The organism is Enterococcus florum (assembly GCF_004309355.1).
GTDB classification, from domain to species: Bacteria; Bacillota; Bacilli; order Lactobacillales; family Enterococcaceae; genus Enterococcus_A; species Enterococcus_A florum.
This window is the reverse complement of the sequence record NZ_BJCC01000005.1, coordinates 70,093-89,856: the sequence shown is the minus strand read 5'-3', so window position 1 is coordinate 89,856 and position 19,764 is coordinate 70,093. Positions and strand designations below refer to the sequence as shown.

14 protein-coding genes and 1 CRISPR repeat array are annotated in these 19,764 nt (G+C 38.2%); of the genes, 13 read left to right on the top strand and 1 reads right to left on the bottom strand.

All coding sequences use genetic code 11. The annotated features are described in order from the left end of the window. The 12 genes from NRIC_RS02880 (at position 1) to NRIC_RS02825 (ending at position 16,355) form a co-directional block, all read left to right on the top strand. Positions 1-978 carry an ABC transporter ATP-binding protein gene (locus tag NRIC_RS02880; protein WP_146621200.1) on the top strand — a complete coding sequence of 326 codons (978 nt, stop codon included), beginning with the start codon at positions 1-3 and terminating at the stop codon, positions 976-978. A gap of 712 nt (positions 979-1,690) precedes the next feature. Further along, complete coding sequence (locus tag NRIC_RS02875) at positions 1,691-3,040, top strand: FAD-binding oxidoreductase (protein WP_146621199.1); 1,350 nt, start codon at positions 1,691-1,693, stop codon at positions 3,038-3,040. A gap of 678 nt (positions 3,041-3,718) precedes the next feature. Next, complete coding sequence (locus tag NRIC_RS02870) at positions 3,719-4,603, top strand: DUF6232 family protein (protein ID WP_146621198.1); 885 nt, start codon at positions 3,719-3,721, stop codon at positions 4,601-4,603. 194 nt (positions 4,604-4,797) lie between these two features. Next, a complete protein-coding gene (cas6, locus tag NRIC_RS02865) occupies positions 4,798-5,550 on the top strand; it encodes a CRISPR-associated endoribonuclease Cas6 (RefSeq protein ID WP_175579981.1) in 753 nt (250 codons plus the stop codon). Positions 5,551-5,560: 10 nt separating this feature from the next. After that, positions 5,561-7,225 carry a type I-B CRISPR-associated protein Cas8b1/Cst1 gene (gene cas8a1, locus NRIC_RS02860; RefSeq protein ID WP_227873720.1) on the top strand — a complete coding sequence of 555 codons (1,665 nt, stop codon included), beginning with the start codon at positions 5,561-5,563 and terminating at the stop codon, positions 7,223-7,225. Next, a complete protein-coding gene (gene cas7i, locus NRIC_RS02855) occupies positions 7,218-8,105 on the top strand; it encodes a type I-B CRISPR-associated protein Cas7/Cst2/DevR (RefSeq protein WP_146621195.1) in 888 nt (295 codons plus the stop codon). Before cas8a1 ends, cas7i begins: the two co-directional genes overlap by 8 nt. Further along, positions 8,092-8,844, top strand: a complete 753-nt coding sequence (cas5, locus tag NRIC_RS02850; RefSeq protein ID WP_146621194.1) for a CRISPR-associated protein Cas5 — start codon at positions 8,092-8,094, stop codon at positions 8,842-8,844. The genes cas7i and cas5 overlap by 14 nt, the downstream gene beginning before the upstream one ends. An 11-nt stretch (positions 8,845-8,855) precedes the next feature. Continuing rightward, positions 8,856-11,141 (top strand): CRISPR-associated helicase Cas3', encoded by a 2,286-nt coding sequence (cas3, locus tag NRIC_RS02845; RefSeq protein WP_227873715.1) that lies wholly within the window; start codon positions 8,856-8,858, stop codon positions 11,139-11,141. Between the two features lie 9 nt (positions 11,142-11,150). Then, positions 11,151-11,639: a CRISPR-associated protein Cas4 gene (cas4, locus tag NRIC_RS02840; protein WP_146621192.1), complete on the top strand. Its 489-nt coding sequence runs from the start codon at positions 11,151-11,153 to the stop codon at positions 11,637-11,639. A gap of 23 nt (positions 11,640-11,662) precedes the next feature. Further along, positions 11,663-12,652 carry a type I-B CRISPR-associated endonuclease Cas1b gene (gene cas1b / locus NRIC_RS02835; RefSeq protein WP_146621191.1) on the top strand — a complete coding sequence of 330 codons (990 nt, stop codon included), beginning with the start codon at positions 11,663-11,665 and terminating at the stop codon, positions 12,650-12,652. A 6-nt stretch (positions 12,653-12,658) separates the two neighbouring features. Next, entirely contained in the window at positions 12,659-12,940 is a 282-nt protein-coding gene (gene cas2, locus NRIC_RS02830) for a CRISPR-associated endonuclease Cas2 (protein ID WP_146621190.1), read from the top strand. A 187-nt stretch (positions 12,941-13,127) separates the two neighbouring features. Continuing rightward, positions 13,128-15,560: a CRISPR direct-repeat array (repeat unit 29 nt; unit sequence GTCTAAATCTAAAATAGTGGAATGTAAAT). Between the two features lie 87 nt (positions 15,561-15,647). After that, on the top strand, positions 15,648-16,355 hold the full coding sequence (locus tag NRIC_RS02825) for a GntR family transcriptional regulator (protein WP_146621189.1): 708 nt from the start codon (positions 15,648-15,650) through the stop codon (positions 16,353-16,355). Between the two features lie 61 nt (positions 16,356-16,416). On the opposite strand, the gene NRIC_RS02820 is transcribed toward NRIC_RS02825, so the two are convergent. Further along, the gene (locus tag NRIC_RS02820; RefSeq protein ID WP_146621188.1) at positions 16,417-17,616 is read right to left on the bottom strand and encodes an enolase C-terminal domain-like protein; all 1,200 of its coding nucleotides are present in this window, start codon (positions 17,614-17,616) and stop codon (positions 16,417-16,419) included. A gap of 308 nt (positions 17,617-17,924) precedes the next feature. Here NRIC_RS02820 and NRIC_RS02815 point away from each other — a divergent pair, with 308 nt between their 5' ends. Beyond that, complete coding sequence (locus tag NRIC_RS02815; RefSeq protein ID WP_146621187.1) at positions 17,925-19,751, top strand: glucose PTS transporter subunit IIA; 1,827 nt, start codon at positions 17,925-17,927, stop codon at positions 19,749-19,751. The last annotated feature ends 13 nt before the right edge of the window (positions 19,752-19,764 follow it).

Genomic DNA, 19,764 nt, shown 5'->3' with positions numbered 1-19,764 from the left:
ATGACAAATCAGTTATTAGAGATTAAAAACCTCCAAAAAACATTTCCGTTACGAAAACAAACGGCAGGCCTTTTCAGCAAGAAAGAACAACTGCTGGCAGTGGATAACTTATCCTTCCATATAAAAGAAGGCGAAACCTATGGACTGGTAGGCGAATCCGGCTGTGGCAAGTCAACCACCGGACGGATGATTGTTGGACTGGAAAAGCCCAGCAACGGTTCGATTATTTATCAGGGAAAAGACCTAGGGACCCTCAATGACAAAGAATTTTTCCCATTGAGGAAAGAGTTGCAGATGGTCTTTCAGAACACCCTGTCAGCTTTAAATCCAAGGCAGCGAATTGGCAGTATTCTTGAGGATATTTTGAAAGTACACGGCGTAACAAATGCAACCGAACGCCGAGAACAAGTCATTGACGTTTTGGAAAAAGTCGGCTTGTCTGAATACCATTACTTCAGATTTCCTCATGAGCTATCAGGCGGACAGGTCCAAAGACTGGGAATTGCCAGTGCCTTAGTCATCAAGCCGCGCTTAATCGTCTGTGACGAACCAGTATCTGCGCTAGATGTTTCTATTCAGGCAAAGGTCTTGAATACCTTGATGGAATTGCAGCAGGACCTGCACCTGAGCCTGCTCTTCATTTCGCACGATATCGGAGTAATTCGCTATATCTCTGACCGAATCGGTGTCATGTACCTTGGTACTTTAGTAGAAGAAGCAGACACCGATGAGCTTTTTAGCAATCCTCTTCATCCATACACTAAAGGACTGTTTGCTTCGGTGCCAGACCCTTATATGAGAAAAGAGGAAATGTCTGACTTAAAAGGAGAACAGCCAGTTCGAACGAAGGAGTTTAAAGGCTGTGCCTTTTGTAATCGATGTCCTTATGCAATGGATAAATGTGCTGAGGAGACACCGGAGTTTTTGGAGATTTCTTCGGGGCATAGGGTAGCTTGTTATTTGTATGAGGGTGAGTGAACTGATATAAGGGATATATTTTAAAAAGTAGTTGAACGACCTTCGATGATTAGGGCAGCTAAGTGAAATAAGACGCAGAAGCTGACTCCTTAAACTTTCAACTATTTTATAGTGCTAATAAGAAGTTGTATGGGCTGCCAGCAACTAAAAAACTGCTCCACCTTCCTTAGTTGAACCAAGATTCAATTATGGGAGGTGTTTTTTGTTAAGTATTTATTTGATTGATGGTCAAAATGGTAAAAATGTATTTGAATAATCTAGACAAATAACTGCAATCAGGTCTTCTTTTGCCGAAAAGATCTATTCTGAAAATTCTAAGTAATTAGCAATCATTTTCCATATGTCCAATATATTTTAACCATCACCTAACGAACACCAACAGGGCTGCTGATCAGTTGGGCAACTAAAGCTTTTCACGAGTCTCCGGAGTCAGAACCTTTTTTGCTCTTAGTATTAGGCGAGCACTGGAAGCTTTTATTACATTGATGCTGTATCCTACTATTTCACCTTCTCAGTATTTTCGTTTTTGTGCCTTCTTCCATTGTTAATCAAGGTGATCAAAATATAACTTTTGTTATTTAAAATAAGAACAGTTAAGAAAAGGTAACGCTTTCATTGTGTAGTACGTTGTTTTTTACATATTATTCTAGCCATGAGATACTGTTCTAACAACAGGCATTTACACGTACAACAGAAGAACGGAGGGTTTACAATGGCAAAAACTTTACCAGAATTACCAAGTTCTTTGCAACAAGTTGCAGTGTTTCCCGAGGACAGTCGTTATGCCGAAGTACGTTCAAACGACTACAAAGTTGGTCAGCCAAAAGTGGTTATTTTAGCAGAAACAGAACGCCAAGTAATTGATACGATCAATTATACAGCAAAAGTTAGAGAATCTGAGGGCGAGAAATTTCCCCTTTCAATAAGAAGTGGTGGACATGGATTATCAGCGACATCTGTTAATGACAGTGGAGTGATCTTGGATCTTTCCCGATTGAATCAAATTGAGATTGTTGATGAAGAGCAAGGGCTTGTAAAAATACAGGCAGGTGCTATTTGGGGTGAAGTTGCTAAGGAGCTTACGCCACATCATTTAGTTATTTCCAGCGGAGACCATGGAGACACTGGTGTGGGCGGCTTAGCAGTATCCGGCGGAATGGGTATTATTCTAAGATCTTTTGGTCTAACGATTGATAAAGTCTTAGGAGCGACCATTATTACTGCTGATGGAAAGAAACATTGGGTGGACAATGAACATGAGCCTGAGTTGTTCTGGGGCATCCGTGGTGGCGGGGGACAGTTTGGTGTGGTAATAGATTTTCTGTTCCAAGCCGATAAGCTGCCTTCTGACAGTGAAGGCTTTGCAGTTCCCATCATTGTGCAAAATATAAGATACTCAGTAACCGATTTGCCAGCCTTTTTACAGGAGTGGCATCAATGGTTTGATCAAGCAACGTCGCGGTTATCAAGTATTTTGCTGCTTAATCGAGGAGCAGAAGGCGCTATAGTCATACAAGGGAAAAACTTCTGGTACGGAGTTGAATCTTCTGAAGCAAAGGCTGTGTTAACCAAAGCAAGTGAACTGGCTCCGGTCATAGAAGAACACAGCACCCCAATGGATTATTCCGATTTTGTTAAACCAGAAAATGCTCCTCTCGAAGGAAAAAATACAGCCTACGGAAAAAATACATTAGTGAAAGAGCTCCCGCTTGATATCGTAGAAAAAATTGAGCAGCTGCTTGACTATCCTTTTGTTTATGGTGTTGAATTGCGTTCTCTTGGTGGAGCGGCCAATGAGCAAGTGTCGGACTTTAATGCTTGGCCAACGAGAGAAGCAGAGATTCTAATTGCTTACTGGGTGAATAATCAACATGCGGATGAAAGCAACGAATTCTTCCAGCCTATATTGGACTACGGGCAAGGTATTTATGGCTCTTATTCCAGTGATAAAAGTATGGAAGAAACCAATCGTGTGTGGCCTCCAGATGTTGCAGAAAAATTAAGAGCACTTAATCAGAAGTATGACCCGCATAATGTTTTTACTCAAAATCGGAAAGTGTAAAGTAGCGATAAAATAGAGATAGGTTGATCTATGTCTAGTAAAAATATGGCCGGGGAGATAACAAGTAGATTTTAAAACTATTTATTAGCAGTGAATAGAATATTATCGGTATTTTGAAGCTAAAAGCAACAACTGAGTACAGGTACTTTATGTTCAAAGAATGTGTTCACCTATCGTGATCATCAACGAAGTATCTAGAAAGAAGCGTCTGATGAGCACTGTTGCCTTGTAACCTCTAGTTCGGAAACACAAAGAGCACCAAATAGTCTAAGTCCTATAATGGATTTAGGCTATTTGACGTGTAGCTACTTAATGATTCGGACATAGTAATTTTTTATGATTGATGATTTCATCGGCCATTTCAATCGAATATGTAAGTTCAACTCCAGAGAAATTTTTAGGATATTGCAGCAAAAAGGAGAGATTATGACGGAATTAGGGTCGTTTATGATAATTTTTCCATTTTAATAATGAATAGTGGGTATAATAATTTTGGGTATTTCATTCTTTTCGGTGGTCAAATTCTTTTGTAGTGTGTTTTATTCTAAAGTTGAGTTGAGAAAATTGTGGTTGAGTATTATGATAGAGTTTTTTCACGAGAAAAAGAAATACTTTAAGATTAGATATTTGGTATGAATTTCTAAAGTTATCAAATAGTAGAATAGGATGGAAAAATGCATGGGTAAAGAATTAGTTAGTTTATTTGAAGGAAATAATGAGGAAATAGAGACAGATCTTTTAGTTATTAAAAATAATGTATTACGTTTTGATCGGGTATCTGTTCAACTAAGCAATATTTCAAGAGTTCATACAGGTGAGATTAAGCCAAATTTATCATTGCCGATGGTTTTCGTGTTCATTGTGTCGCTCTTTTTATTTAAAAATTGGACATTATTAGGATTTATAGGATTAGCAGTCTCTGGGTTTCATTTTTACAAGTTTTATCAAGAGTATGTAAATAAAAAACAATATTTAACACTGTCACTAAACTCCGGTCAATTCTATAGTATCCTTTTTGATGATAAAGAATTTATTGAAAAGGCAAGAAGTGCTATAGAAAATGCATTTAATAAAAGTACAGATGCCACAATTAATATCGCTGAGAATAAAATCATTAATGGAGATAACCACAGTCATAATGCTTACGGGGATTTTGCAAATATCAACTCGGGTACTCAGAAAGATAACGATATTAATTCGCACAACTCAGATAGTTTTAATGTAAAGGAGGATCATTCCTCTACAACAATTGGAGATATCAACAATAGTGCTATTCATTCCTCCTCCATAGGAAGTAACATCAAACAGAAACTGGATGCCAATGGAGAGTATGATTGGAACTCTATTCAAGTAGAACTGAAAAAAGTAATTTCTTCCATCAAAATTGATTCTCCTGTAAAAGAAGCAAGTAAAGAAGCTTTAGTAGCTGCTAAAGATGAAGACAAGGCAGCGTTTGAGAGTATTGTGAAGCACCATAAAAAGGAGTTCTTGTCAGACTTATTTGCGAATACAGCAAGTGGATTGTTGGTACAGGTTGTTTCTGTGATCTTGGGGATTATTTAAAATGGTTAAATTGATCCTTTTGATTTCCATGAATTTTGAAGGGTTATAAGAGAAAAATAGTGATAAAATTAGATCAGAGAAGAATGATTCAATGGAATGGTTCTTCTTTGATTTTAAATATTAATCACTATGAAAGCGGTTTTAGTAATCTATCATGGACATACGACATTAATCTATTTAAGGAGGTAAACACTATGCGATTCAGAATTAATTTAGAAATTTCCCCCTTTACAGATGGAACAATGATACCTATCAAGTATCAGCCATTGTTTCTTTCCCTACTAAAGAGAGGGCTGCAAAACTCAGCTCCAGAAATATACAAAGAGCTCTATGAGACGAACAAAGAAAAGCTATTCTCTCAAGCAATTATTTTTAAAGGTGCAAAGTTTGAAAAAGAGAAAATAGTACTCCAAACACCACAGGTACTGTATCTTTTTTCTACACCAAGGGCTGAGTTAGCGATGGCTGTTTATAATGCATTTATTTACTTAAAGAATCAAGGTGAAATACCTTTTCACAGAGAATTGAACATAGCTGTTAAGTCCATCTCTATGATCTATCAAGATCCTATCACGGAAAAACAAGTGTTGTTTCAGGCAGTCTCTCCAATTTTAGCAAGAGATCACAATCGGGAAACAAGGAAGGATTGGTTTTTACACTTTGAAGATGAAGGGTATGAAAGCATTCTGAAGCAGAATTTGGTTAATCGTCTTGTACCTAGTATGGGTCAGGGGGTCAGTTTTGATATTGCGAATTTGTCCATCAGACCTGTAGCTATGAAAAAGACAGTTACCAAAGCATATGAGAAATACTATCAAGGTGCTATTGGAAAAATTGAGTTGAGAGGCGAACCGTATTTATTAAATGTTATTCGAGACGTGGGCTTAGGTGCCAAATCAGGTCTTTACTTTGGTTTTCTCAACCAACTTAATCAAGGGGGTGAATAAATTGGCGCTTGTGAAAGATGGAAAGATAGAATTTCGCTTAAATTCCTGGATGGAGAATGCAGCGATTGTCGGTTTAGTCAACATACTTGGCGACAAGGTAATCCAGCATGATCAGAGTATCGAAGTTCCCTTAAAAGAATTTGAAAATTTTGAAGAGGCTTACTTCGGTTACTTTGCGAAACAATACCAAAAGCTATCTTCATTAAGTAAAGTCTTGGCTTACGAAGAAGAAATGAACCGCAACAAACAGGATAATTTTGTAAAGTTTGATCAATCTAGTTATGAAAGGCTCCAGAAGTATTTAACAGATTTAAAACGCTATGGTGAGAGTAATAGTTATCTCGCTGTGTATCCTCTGATTGAGTCTGATGTAAAAATTCTTGATTTGATCAAGCAAGCTAAAATCGACAAATTAAAAAAAGGTGAGTTTGATCAGAGTAGGGAACAGGTAGTCGAACGCGTTAGAAACGTATACCAAGTATTGACGGAAATTTTTTCCTACTACAAGCGCGAAGATGTTCAGCGTTACCTGGCTGCAAAAATTCAAATCTATTCAGTAATTAATAATGGGTATAATGATGTATCATTCCTAAATCGACAAGAAAGTAAAGGTGACTTCTTTGTAAAATACCATGACTATTTTGTTGAGTCGATGTTTAGTTATTTAGAGGACGATCATGAGAAAGATAAATTATCTTGTACAAATTGTGGTCATCCGATAAAAAAGGGAGACATCTCGTATAGTTTCATTAATCAGGCAGGTTATGATGCTAATCGTAAACAGAGTAACGCCTGGTCATTTACTAATGACTTATTCATGTGTCCTGCATGTCGCTTATTGTATACCTGTATTTCTGCTGGATTTACTTACGTCTACAATCAAGGGGTTTTTGTAAATGACAACCATTCTGTTGAATCATTGGTGAAAGTGAATGCAGGTATTCGTTTAAATGTACTGGATCTGAATAAAACAGAAGTAAAATCTATTGATACTTATGCCGCATTGATCCGAACTCTGCAGGATGAAATGGGTAGACAAAGTAGACGAGAACTACAAGATATTCAAGTTGTCCGATATGAAAATGAACGATACTACTTTAATCTTTTACCCAAACATATTTTGAAAACGATTAACCAATCAAAAAATATGCTGCCAGATTTATTCAATGCAGGCTTCAATTTGAATGGTGAATACCATAATGTGTATCGTGAGGTTGTTAACTGTTTGATGAATAATACCAATTTGTATGCATTGATCCATCAGATTTTACGTATAAAGGTTTCTGGGGGCCAAGTCTATGCAAATAGTTATCATGTGATGAAAATGATTGAAATCAATAAAAACTTTTTGGAGGAGTTGATTCAAGTGAGGATATTAGAAGCGAAGGAGTTAGAAAACATTAGGAGAGATGGCTATTTCTTTAAGCAAGAATACGCGAATAGAAACAAGGCTGATTCTGTAGGGCTAAGACTATTAAATTCTCTGAAGGCAAATAATAGAGATGCTTTTATGGATATGTTGCTGAACAGCTACATGTATTTGAATAAGCAAGTGCCTAGATATTTTACAGAAGTTTTCTTAGACGAAGAACGCTTCAAAACGATCGGTTACGCTTTTGTAACTGGAATGATTGGTGAACCCTACAACAATGAAGGAGGACAAGTGAATGAGTAAAGGATTAACAATAACAGGGGTATTTTTAGCAGAAAGTGCGAACTATGGAGAATCTTTGGGTAACGTAGCTACTTTGAAAAAAATTACACGGGGAAAAGGAGATCAGTATACCTACATTTCCCGCCAAGCAATTCGTTATAATATTGTGGAGCAACTCGGTGAACCACTTTCTTCCTTAAATGCAGAGGGTAGTGGTACAAAACAAGTTATCCAATTCGATCAAAATGCAACGATCGATAAATATCCTGAAGTAGATCTGTTTGGTTACATGAAAACAGTAAAAGGAGATAACGCATTAACTCGATCTGCTAAAGTTCGCCTATCTAATGCAATTTCGCTTGAAACTTACAAAGGTGATACGGATTTTCTAACAAATATGGGCTTAGCAAAAAGATTAAGAGAAAATGGGAATGAAAAAGCAATGAATTCAATTGCCCAGTCAGAAATTCACCGTTCTTTCTACCGTTACACAGTAACTGTAGATTTAGATGAAATTGGTATTGATAAAAACGTAGATATTGAACTGCCCAATGAAGAAAAAAGCCGTCGCGTGAAAAAATTATTGGAGACCATCCAATATTTGTATCGGGACATTCGTGGTCGCCGTGAGAATTTACAACCATTATTCGTTATTGGTGGAGTCTACGATCGGAAAAATCCTTTATTTGAAAATGTTGTTGATGTGCAACAAAACAAAGTAGATGTTGAAAAGATTGAGGGCGTACTAACTGAAGAAATTAAAGAAAATACATTTGTAGGTATTGTAAAAGGGGCTTTTGAAAATACGGCGGAAGTGCAAGAGGTGCTAAATGGTCAGAAAGTTCCACAGGTTTTCGAAAGCTTGAAACAGAAAGTAGCGGAGTACTATGAAGGGAATTAAATTAGTCATTCATCAGGACATGGTTAATTATCGACGCCCTACGAGTTTTCAATTAAAGGAGAGCTATCCATTACCACCACTATCAACAGTTATTGGAATGGTACACAATCTGTGCGGCTATCATCAATATGAACCAATGGATGTCAGTATTCAGGGGAATTATTTTTCAAAAACGAACGATTTGTATACTCGGTATGAATTCAAAAATGGGATGAAATTCGAGAAAGGCAGACATCAACTGAAGGTAAATGAATTTGGTGTGGGGCGAGGGATTGGCTACACTGAGCTTTTAGTTGATGTAAATCTGATTCTACACATTGTTCCAAACAATCAGGAAAAGGTTGAAGAAATCTATCAGTTTCTTAAATATCCAGCAGAGTTTCCATCGTTAGGACGACGTGAAGACTTAGCTAACTTTGAAAAGGTGTCCGTTGTAGAGATTAAAAAACACGAATTGAAAAAGGATAAAAAGTTTAGAAACCAGTGGAGAGCGTACATTCCAATCCTATGGTTAGAGGAAGAAATGGTAAATATAGAGGGTGAGGATGCTGATTTAACAGGAACACGATTTATTTTGCCAAAGGTTTACGAATTATATAATTTTGGAACAAAAAATAAACCGAAGTTCAAACGAAATTGGACTGAGCGTAAAGAAGTTCTTTATTCGGGAGATTTTACCATTTTTGAGGATGAGCTTGTCGACATAGACGAAGACGGAGACGTTGTATTTTTGATGTAGGAGGAAAAATAGTGGATGAATTTTTAGCTAAATCATCTGGTGAGACGATTGTTGAACACACAAATAATCTTTTGAAGAATTTTGATATATTGCAAAAATGTTATCCGGAGATTCCAGTGAATTGGGATCTCCTTCGTCTTATTTGTCAGTATCACGATCTTGGAAAAATGAATCACTTATTTCAAAAAAAAATCCGGAGTGGGAAGATGAAGTTAGAAGGGGAGATTCCCCATGCGTTATTAAGTATTGCGTTTCTACCGATTCGACGATTGCAGAAAGAATACACTAAAGAGGAAATTAAAGCAGCAACTTACGCGATCGCTTTGCATCATGAACGTGATTTTTCTCAGATTGATGAAGGACAGTACGAAGCTGAGATTAGTGAATTAGAAAATCCAGCTACAAAGTTTCCTTTTTCTGATATAAAGTTATCTGAACCTGAAAAGATAAAGTTACCCACTGAAAGATACTACCGAATCAGACACAGACTCAGTGGAAAAGATGGCGAGATTTTCTGCATGTATATCATGCTCAAAGGTCTTCTCAACCGCATAGATTATGCTGCTAGTGGCGGATATAAAGTAGAATATCCTGCAGATTTTTTAAACCAGAATATGCCTAAGGTTCTCGAAAATTTAAGAATAAAAAAATCTGACCCGTCAATTGATTGGAATGACATGCAAAAATACGTTTTGCAGAACCAAAACAATAATTTAATAGTGATTGGACAGACGGGTTTAGGGAAAACAGAAGCTGGCCTATTATGGATTGGTGATAACAAAGGATTCTTTATTCTGCCATTGCGTACTGCAATTAATGCTATTTATGATCGTATTCTCAATGGGATATCTGATAAGAAAAAAAACAAGTATAAAGAACAAGTTGGTATATTGCATTCTGATAGTTTAGCTGTTTTGTTATCAATGCAAGAAGACGATAAGGATATCAATCTAGACCAGTTAGAAAGTTACTTGACTGAAATTCGAGGATGGTCGCTATCGCTAACAGTTACTACTTTGGATCAGACCTTTGATTTTGTCTATCATTACGCTGGATTTGAGCAAAAACTAGCTACGTTTGCCTATTCCAAAGTTGTTATTGACGAAATACAAATGTATTCGCCTGACTTATTAGCTTATCTGATTAAAGGTTTAAAAGAAATCCAGGACTTTGGAGGTAAGTTTCTAGTCATGACTGCTACCTTACCACCATATTTATTAGATCTTTTCAAAAGCCGTGGGTTAGAATGGAAGATGAATAAGCAGCCCTTTTTAAATGAAAAATTACTGGAACGTCATCACCTTCAAATTCTTGAAGAAGGTATAAAAGCTGAAGTAATTAGTGACATTTACCACTCAGGAAAATTATTAGTTATTTGTAACACGGTTCGTAAGGCTAAAGAAGTATACGAACAACTAACAGAATTGATGCCAGACGAAAATATTAATTTATTTCATAGTCAGTTTATTCGAAAGGACCGACAATCCAAGGAGAATGACATTTTGAACTTTGCTGAATCGGAGGATGAAGAAGGTATTTGGGTAGCAACTCAAGTAGTGGAGGCCTCGTTAGATATTGATTTTGACATGCTGGTTACCGAACTATCGGAACTGAATGGATTATTTCAACGGATGGGTCGTTGCTATCGAAAACGCACACTGAAAAATCGTGATGAGCCAAATGTGTATGTGTTTGATGGCGGAGAAGAAGTAACAAGTGGGGTCAGACCTAATGAGAAGGCTGTTGTCCATCAAGAAATATTCCAGTTGTCTAAAGTCGCTTTAAGAAATAAGGGCAACGGTATTTTTAGTGAGTCAGAAAAAATGGCATTGATTAATCAAACGTATATAACTGACAATATGACTGGGACAGATTACTACACTCGTGTAAATAAAACGCTGGAATGGTTAGATGCGATTGAAGATGACAACAAGAACGCCACTGAAGTTCGTCAGCTTTTCCGAAATATTCAAACACGCAGCATCATTCCAATGAATGTATATATAGACAACAAGGAAGAAATTGATGAATTAATTAGAGTACTCGGAACAACTTTAAAGGATTTAGAAGTAACAGGTATTGAAAATCCACGAATGTATAAACGAGTAATGAAAACTAAACTTGAAGATTATGTGATGTCTATGCCAGATTGGTTGTTTAATGAGTGCCAGAAGCAAAATCAAGTTAGGTGTAAACAAATTGGCAAGTTTGAACAGGTTGTTTTTGTTGAAGGAGAATATTCTTCAGATCATGGATTCGAAGTATTAAAAGGGGAAGAAGAGGATAATATCTTCTAGGAGGTCGTAATGAGAATTACTGGGAATATGATAAATTACTATTTTGTCTGTCCAAGAAAGTTATGGCTATTTTCTCAAGGGTTACAATACGAAGAAGAGAATGAAAATGTTCAATTAGGTAAATTGCTGGATACTGGGAGTTACAAGGATAAAAGAAAACAAGTGATGTTTGATGGGACAATCAACATCGATTTTTTAGAAAGCTGGAAGGTTTTACATGAAGTTAAGAAATCGCGAGCGGTTGAACCTGCTGCTATCTGGCAGCTAAGGTATTACTTATATTATTTGCGTGAAAAAGGTATTCCTGTCGAAAAAGGTTATCTTGATTATCCCAAATTAAGAGAACGAGTTGAAGTAACGCTGAATGATGAGGAGAGTGAAGAATTGGGAAACATTATCTCAGATATTGAGAAGACTATTTCCCAAGAAATTTCACCCAGTGTGGAAAAGAAAAAAATCTGTACCAAATGTGCCTACTATGAATATTGTTTTGTCTAAGAAATGAGTAATGGGGTGAGAGAGTGGAAAGTTACTATCTGTATTCAAGCGGAACCTTGAGTAGAAAAGACAATGTGATACGTATGGAAACAGCAGACGGTCGAAAAAAAGACTTAAAAATCGAAATGACAAGAGATATTTATCTATTTGGAGAAGTTAATACAAATACCAAGTGCTTAAATTATCTTTCAGAAATGAAAATCCCTGTTCACTTCTTCAATTATTACGGCTACTACACTGGAACTTTTTATCCGCGTGAAAAAAATGTATCAGGAAAACTATTAGTCCAGCAGGTCTACCACTCAGTAGAAGAAAGAAAAAGAATTCCTTTAGCGAGAAAATTTGTAGATGGTGCAACAACCAATTGTTTACGCAATCTGCAATATTATCGGCGTAGAGGAAAGGAAGTTGAACAGCAAATAGCTGATATTGAATCACTTAGAAAGAGGATTAACCGAGCAAATGAAGTAGACGAATTAATGGGGATAGAAGGGAATATTCATCAAATTTACTACAGTGCATGGGAAACAATATTTAACGATGAAGTAGACTTCAAAGCAAGAGTGCGGCGACCGCCTGATAACATGGTGAATGCGTTAATCTCTTACTTGAACATGCTGACATACAGCGCTTGCTTATCTGAGATATACGTTAGCCAACTCAATCCAACAATCAGCTATTTGCACAGTAACTCTGAGCGAAGATTTTCGTTGTCTTTGGACATTGCTGAGATTTTTAAGCCGTTAATAGTTGATCGCTTAATTTTTTCGCTGGTTAACAAGAAAATTATTACGGAGAAAGATTTTGAGAATGGTTCGAATGGTAATTATTTAAAGCAAAGTGGACAACAAAAAGTTTTACGACAGTTTGATGAACGACTAAATACAACTGTTCGTCATAGAGAGTTAAAAAGGAATGTGTCCTATCGGAAATTGATGCGTTTAGAGTGCTATAAACTGATCAAGCATTTGATGGATGATAAAGAGTATGAACCATTCAAGATTTGGTGGTGATGGGAAATGTATGTAATTTTAGTTTACGATATATCATTAGAAGATAAAGGAGCTCGTGTATTAAATCGAGTTTTCAAAATTTGTAAAAAGTATTTAAGTCATGTTCAAAAGTCAGTGTTTGAGGGAGAAATAACTCCAGCCAAGTTAAAAAAGTTAGAGCAAGAATTAAAAGAGCATGTTCGTGAAGACCTTGATTCGATATTGATTTTCAAAAACTCCAATAAACGATGGCTGACGAAAGAATATATTGGTATCGATGGATCAGAGTTAATCTCAAATTTTTTTTAGATTTTTTCAATCTGTCGACCCCCAATAATGGAAAAAATCTGTAGTTACGACAGATAATGAAAAACCTTGATAATAAAGGTTTTTATGAGATTTGACTGTTATTCTTGTTGGAAATTAGTCTTAAATTTGGCAGGTCGACAGAAATAGCCTTTTTGTGCTTGATGTGACAAGGAAAAGTGTACGCGGGGTCTAAATCTAAAATAGTGGAATGTAAATTTTTCTAATTGTTCGGGGTGGTGTTTTTGGGTCTATCGTCTAAATCTAAAATAGTGGAATGTAAATATCGTTAAGTGAGTTGAGGTACCTCACCGTAGCTTGTGTCTAAATCTAAAATAGTGGAATGTAAATTTACCTACAGAAATCACCTTGAGCGTCATACAGGTGTCTAAATCTAAAATAGTGGAATGTAAATGTAAAAATTACCTTCTGAGTAGTGTAGTCTGTATTTGTCTAAATCTAAAATAGTGGAATGTAAATTGATGTAGGTTATTGTCTGGGTAGCTGGAGAAAGTAGGTCTAAATCTAAAATAGTGGAATGTAAATAAAAATATTTAAGCGTTTATGTTCGTCGTTATATTCGTCTAAATCTAAAATAGTGGAATGTAAATTTACGTAACGCTGACAACCGTATTAGCCACAATTGGTCTAAATCTAAAATAGTGGAATGTAAATTAGCACCTTGAGCAATCGTGTAATACTCAGTTACTCGTCTAAATCTAAAATAGTGGAATGTAAATTTAAAAGGTAGTCCGCTGATCGAAGTTATAGAAACGTCTAAATCTAAAATAGTGGAATGTAAATCAGTATAACCAATTAGTTGTAGGGGCAATCATCAATGTCTAAATCTAAAATAGTGGAATGTAAATGCAGTATGTTTTATGGGAATTCACGGATAATGTTTAGTCTAAATCTAAAATAGTGGAATGTAAATCAATATTCGGATACTCAACTTCTTTCTCGCTAAACCGTCTAAATCTAAAATAGTGGAATGTAAATTTTAGAAACGCTATCTGCATCCGTGTAAGGATCTCCGTCTAAATCTAAAATAGTGGAATGTAAATAAACTTTTGGTACTTATGAATACACATTCAACGCTGGTCTAAATCTAAAATAGTGGAATGTAAATCCATTGCGAACGTTTCTTTATATTCGTATACTTTTTCAGTCTAAATCTAAAATAGTGGAATGTAAATAATGTATTTGGTCGGGTCGGTTGGCTGCACCTCGTCGGTCTAAATCTAAAATAGTGGAATGTAAATACCCCAACCTTCCGTTACAACTTTTCCGTGATTTCTGTCTAAATCTAAAATAGTGGAATGTAAATGTTGACGTTCCAAATGAGGCATATCATGGAAGTGAGTCTAAATCTAAAATAGTGGAATGTAAATTATTATATAAACGAGGTTCTCTTGTCCCGAAGTCTCGTCTAAATCTAAAATAGTGGAATGTAAATTCATAATGCAAAAGTCAAGAATACGAAAAGTATATAGTCTAAATCTAAAATAGTGGAATGTAAATACCTAATACATCAGCAAAAACCCTATCGCATTCGTCGTCTAAATCTAAAATAGTGGAATGTAAATTAAATAGAGAAACCTGATACTGTATCAACCGTCTAAGGTCTAAATCTAAAATAGTGGAATGTAAATTTGGTTTACTATTTTTTCATATTCCAATTGAGCTTTGTCTAAATCTAAAATAGTGGAATGTAAATCAAACAAAAAATCACCGGCTTTCAAATCATTTTTTGGTCTAAATCTAAAATAGTGGAATGTAAATTTAAATGACAGTCACAAACAGTATCTTCCGGATGGTGTCTAAATCTAAAATAGTGGAATGTAAATGATAGACAAGGCAAATATGGCTATGAACAATGCGAAGGTCTAAATCTAAAATAGTGGAATGTAAATTAGCCATTTAGCAAAAGGGCCGCGGTATCGCGTTGTGTCTAAATCTAAAATAGTGGAATGTAAATATTTTCGGTATTTGATACTCAGTTAGCGCATCGAGTCTAAATCTAAAATAGTGGAATGTAAATGTGTGACCATCACCAAACGAGCTTGAGCCAATTTTGTCTAAATCTAAAATAGTGGAATGTAAATATGTTTCGCCATTCATGTATCGATTGCGATTCGCATGTCTAAATCTAAAATAGTGGAATGTAAATCTTTTCAACTTGCGCTGGTGGTGGAGTTGGTTCTGGTCTAAATCTAAAATAGTGGAATGTAAATAAAAAGGCTGTCTATCGCTTTGAAGCAGTTGACAAGTCTAAATCTAAAATAGTGGAATGTAAATTAACTACCAGAACAATGCAGACTGATACGAGCAATGGTCTAAATCTAAAATAGTGGAATGTAAATAAATTGGCGTGGGTTACTAGCATAACTACTTACTATATCTAAATCTAAAATAGTGGAATGTAAATTCACCAAGTTTAGGCGAAACAACGTTCCCAGAATGTATCTAGATCTAAAATAGTGGAATGTAAATGAAGGTACAGAGGGCGAAGAAACGGAAGAACCACAAATCTAAATCTAAAATAGTGGAACGTAAATTTTGATAAGGTCGAAAATGGCCTTGAAGTCAGTGACATTTAATTCTAAAATAGTGGAATACAAATTTATTCCTGCAACAACGCAATATAAATACAAATGACCATCCATGTCAATTAACCTAAAACCATCAACAATCCAAAAGGAGCACCCACATGAAGAAACGTGAATTCATCGTACAAGACTTGCTTAGTAAAATTTACCAAGAGGAATTTCAGAATGGAAAATTGCCAAATCAGCGGGAGCTGGCGCGGATTTATGGGGTCTCGCGTTTTACGATCCAGCAGGCGGTGAAGAACCTGGAAGAGATTGGAATCGTGCGAGTGGTGCAGGGGTCTGGGATTTTTGTGCATGAGGAATGGGTAAAGAATCCGTTGATTTTTAACTCATTGACACGGACACCGTATGATCGGATTGATTCGAAGATGATTGAGTTGAAAAGGGCTCCGGCGACGTTGGAAGAGCAGAAGATCTTTCAGATTAGCGGGTCGGATGAGGTTTGGACCTTTGAGCGGATTCGGATCGTGAATTACAAGATCGAGCAGCTGGAGAGTTCGAAGCTGCCGGTCTCGATGTTTCCGGATTTGTCGCAGGAGGTGGTGGAGCACTCGATTCAGGAATATGTGGAGCAGCAGGGCTATCGGATCTCTCACTATATCACTAGCTATGATCCGATCACGACCAACAAGGAGCAGTCGAAGCTGCTACTATGCAAACGGGGAACACCGGCGATGCAGATCACCAATCGGGCGATCTTGGAGGATGGCCAGGTTTACGAATACAGCAGTATTATTGCCATTGACTATTCAGTGACCTATATTCGTCCGTTTGATCGGGAGATTCATCGTTCGAGAATAGACTAAGCGTCACGAACTTCCAGCAGAAGCGCTGGTGTTCGTGACGTCTTTTTTGTGTAGCATTTCATTACGGTGTAACAATCGTGCCGTCAGGTGTCCGGCTTTGTGTCCATTCGTGCGGACGATACACGACCGGGTGCTGAGCGGCGAGTTCTTCGTTGAAGGTGACGCCGATCCCGCTTTGTTCGATCGGGTAGAAAAAGCCTTTTTCTGGTGCTAGAATGTTGCCGAAAAGGGTTCTGGTGTTTGCCGGGATATCGATATTTTCTTGGATCGCAGCGTTATGCAGATGAATATTCAAGTGTGTATTCACTGCAAGACCCACTGGACTAATGTCAGAAGGGGTATGCCAGGCTATCCGGATGCCCATGGCTTCGCAGAAGTGCGCCAATTTCAATGCAGGTGTGATCCCCCCAATCTGTGAAACGTGTGCCCGCATAAAGTCGATTTGGCGGTTGCGCACGAGTTCCTTCCACTCCATTGGATTGTTGAACAGTTCGCCAGTGGCGATCGGCGTTGCGGATTGGCTGCGGAGCTGGGCCAGCCATTCGTTCTGATTGGGCGGTAAAATATCTTCTAAAAAGAAGAGATTGTACGGCTCAGCAGCTTTGGCAAATTGGATCGCTTGATTGGGATGCAGGCGTTCATGGACGTCGTGCAGCATTTGGAATTGGCGACCATATTTTTCTTGAATGGCTTGAAACATCTGCAGCGTTGTCTGCATGTAGTCTTCTTGATCAAAATACGAACCAGCGATCGGCTGTTCAGGGGTTTGCAGATTTTCCGGGTTGCCGCCGTAAAAGCCTAGTTGGCAGCGAATGTAGCGGTAGCCTTCTGTTAGGAATTTGTCGATCTCGGAATACAGGTCTTCTAAATTATCCGCCACCGCGTGGGTATAAGCTGGGATGGCAGTGCGGGCTTTTCCGCCCAATAACTGATACAATGGCATATCGGCTAGTTTGCCTTTGATGTCCCATAGCGCCATATCGACGCCGGAGATGGCATTATTGGTGATAGGTCCATTGCGCCAATAGGAATTGACGTTCATGACCTGCCAGATATCTTCGATTTGATTCGCGTCACGGCCAATCAACAAGGGTTTTAAATAATCATCAACGACGGTCTGAACAGCCAATGGGCGAAATTGAAAGGTGCCGCAGCCTAAACCGGATACGCCTTTATCGGTCTCTACCTTCACTACCAGCAGGTTGTGACGGTCAGGTTTGATGGCAAAGCTTTTTATATCAGTAATAATTGTCGGTGTCATGTTGTTCACTCCACTTTCCTTCTGAGGATCATTTCCATCCCCATTGAAACACGCGAAACTGGGCAGTGTCAATTTGGTCTAAAAAATACTGCGAAGCAAGCATAAAAACAGTCCAATTTTTCTGAGTTTTATATATAAACGTTGGTATATAGGTGTTTGTAAATAAAAAATGACAAAAAGGACTGGTTTTACAACTTGGTTGGACCATGCTACTATGTGGGTGAAAACGGAAACACACAATCAGACGAAGCAGACTAGTCCTTGGTCTGAAACCACATTCCGTGAGAAATAAGGAGGGGAACCAAAAAATGAAACATGAAGAGGTAGCAAAACAAATCATAAGAGATGTTGGCGGAGCCGAAAATATCAACAACGCATGGCATTGCATGACCCGCTTGCGCTTTAACTTAAAGGATGAGAAGAAGGTCGATTACACAGCTTTGGATAAGATTCCGAAGGTCGTGGGTACGAAGTATCAAAGCGATCAATTGCAGGTAGTGATCGGGACCGATGTGGGGGATTACTTCGCACCACTGGCCAAAGAGCTGGGCTTAGATGAAAACAGCCAACAAGGCAATACCGAGAAAAAAGGTGCTGTTTCCTTATTTATGGACACGGTATCTGGTGTATTTGGACCGATCGTACCAGCGATCGCTGGAGCAGGGATGATCAAAGGATTGATGGCCGGATTAGTGGCCTTGAATGTGATCTCCAACCAAACGGATACGTATTTAGTGATTGATATGATCGCCAGCGGCGTATTTACTTTCTTGCCATTTTTTGTTGCTGCTTCTGCTGCTCGGATCTTTAAAACCAATCAGTATTTGGCGATCGCTATTGCGGCGACGCTGCAATTTCCTACAATGACCAATGCAGTTGCGGAGGGCAATGTTTCGGCTTTTGAGTTGTTCGGTTTTGTGCCGGTTCCGGTATTTAATTATGCGGGAACGGTTATTCCGATCATCTTTGCTGTCTTAGTATTGAGCTATATTTACCGTTGGGTAGACAAAGTGCTGCCGCAGGTGCTGCGCACGGTCTTCACGCCGACGCTTTCTTTATTCATTGCTGGGCTGTTGACCTTGACGGTGATTGGTCCGATCAGTATTCATTTAGGCAATTTATTAGCAGCTGGTGTAGCTGGCTTGTTCACGATCTCGCCTGTATTAGCGGGTGTTGTAGTGGGTGCGATTCGTCCGATTGCGATCTTTACGGGTCTGCATCATGCGATGACCCCGATTGCGTTGCAAAACTTTGCCAACCAAGGCTACGATATGCTGATGCCGATGATGTTTATGGCTAATATGGCAATCACCGGTGCCACAGCTGCGGTTTATACCAAAGTGAAAACCAAAGAAGAAAAATCGATCATTCTCTCTTCGGCTGTTTCAGGATTGTTGGGAATTACTGAACCAGCGTTGTTCGGGATTTTGTCGAAATACAAAAAAGCCTTTATTGCTGCGACGATCGGAAGCTCTGTTGCTTCAGCCTTCATCAGCTTCTTCGGTGTTCGGATCTATGGCTATATTTTATCGAGTATTTTCAGCTTGCCGGCGTATATCGGGCAATACTTTATCTTTGCTGTTTTAGGGATCATCATCGCGATCGCGTTGTCCTTCGTATTGAGTTACATGATGGTGCCAAAGCAACAGGATGAAGCAGCAGAAATAACCAACGAAGTGGATTTGCACGCTGTTGCTAAAGGGGATTATGTCCCATTAGAAGATGTGCCGGATGAAGTTTTTTCAACCAAAATGATGGGGGAAGGCTTCGCGATGAATTCAACAGACGGCGCGGTCTTCTCGCCAGTAGCTGGAACAATCACGACCGTTTTTCCTTCCAAGCATGCAATCGGGATCAAAACTAGCAATGGCGTCGAGATCCTAGTGCATATGGGGATCGACACCGTTGCTTTGAATGGACAAGGCTTTGAAGTCTTCGTCAAGGAAGGCGATCAAGTATCTGTAGAAACCAAATTGGCTCAAATGGACCTTGCGTACCTTCAAAGCCAAGGCAAAGAAACGATGATCATCGTGATCATTACGAACATGGATCGGGTATTGTCTTTTTCTGGAATGCGCGATCTAGAAGGACAGCATTCTGCTGGCGCTTTATTGGAACGAGCTGTTCTTAACTAATAGACTGGAGACA

Bases quoted from the DNA above. Each gene is read 5' to 3' on its own strand.
- NRIC_RS02880 (WP_146621200.1), top strand. From the start codon at position 1: ATGACAAATCAGTTATTAGAGATTAAAAACCTCCAAAAAACATTTCCG.
- NRIC_RS02875 (WP_146621199.1), top strand. From the start codon at position 1,691: ATGGCAAAAACTTTACCAGAATTACCAAGTTCTTTGCAACAAGTTGCA.
- NRIC_RS02870 (WP_146621198.1), top strand. From the start codon at position 3,719: ATGGGTAAAGAATTAGTTAGTTTATTTGAAGGAAATAATGAGGAAATA.
- cas6 (WP_175579981.1), top strand. From the start codon at position 4,798: ATGCGATTCAGAATTAATTTAGAAATTTCCCCCTTTACAGATGGAACA.
- cas7i (WP_146621195.1), top strand. From the start codon at position 7,218: ATGAGTAAAGGATTAACAATAACAGGGGTATTTTTAGCAGAAAGTGCG.
- cas5 (WP_146621194.1), top strand. From the start codon at position 8,092: ATGAAGGGAATTAAATTAGTCATTCATCAGGACATGGTTAATTATCGA.
- cas4 (WP_146621192.1), top strand. From the start codon at position 11,151: ATGAGAATTACTGGGAATATGATAAATTACTATTTTGTCTGTCCAAGA.
- cas2 (WP_146621190.1), top strand. From the start codon at position 12,659: ATGTATGTAATTTTAGTTTACGATATATCATTAGAAGATAAAGGAGCT.
- NRIC_RS02825 (WP_146621189.1), top strand. From the start codon at position 15,648: ATGAAGAAACGTGAATTCATCGTACAAGACTTGCTTAGTAAAATTTAC.
- NRIC_RS02820 (WP_146621188.1), bottom strand. From the start codon at position 17,616: ATGACACCGACAATTATTACTGATATAAAAAGCTTTGCCATCAAACCT.
- NRIC_RS02815 (WP_146621187.1), top strand. From the start codon at position 17,925: ATGAAACATGAAGAGGTAGCAAAACAAATCATAAGAGATGTTGGCGGA.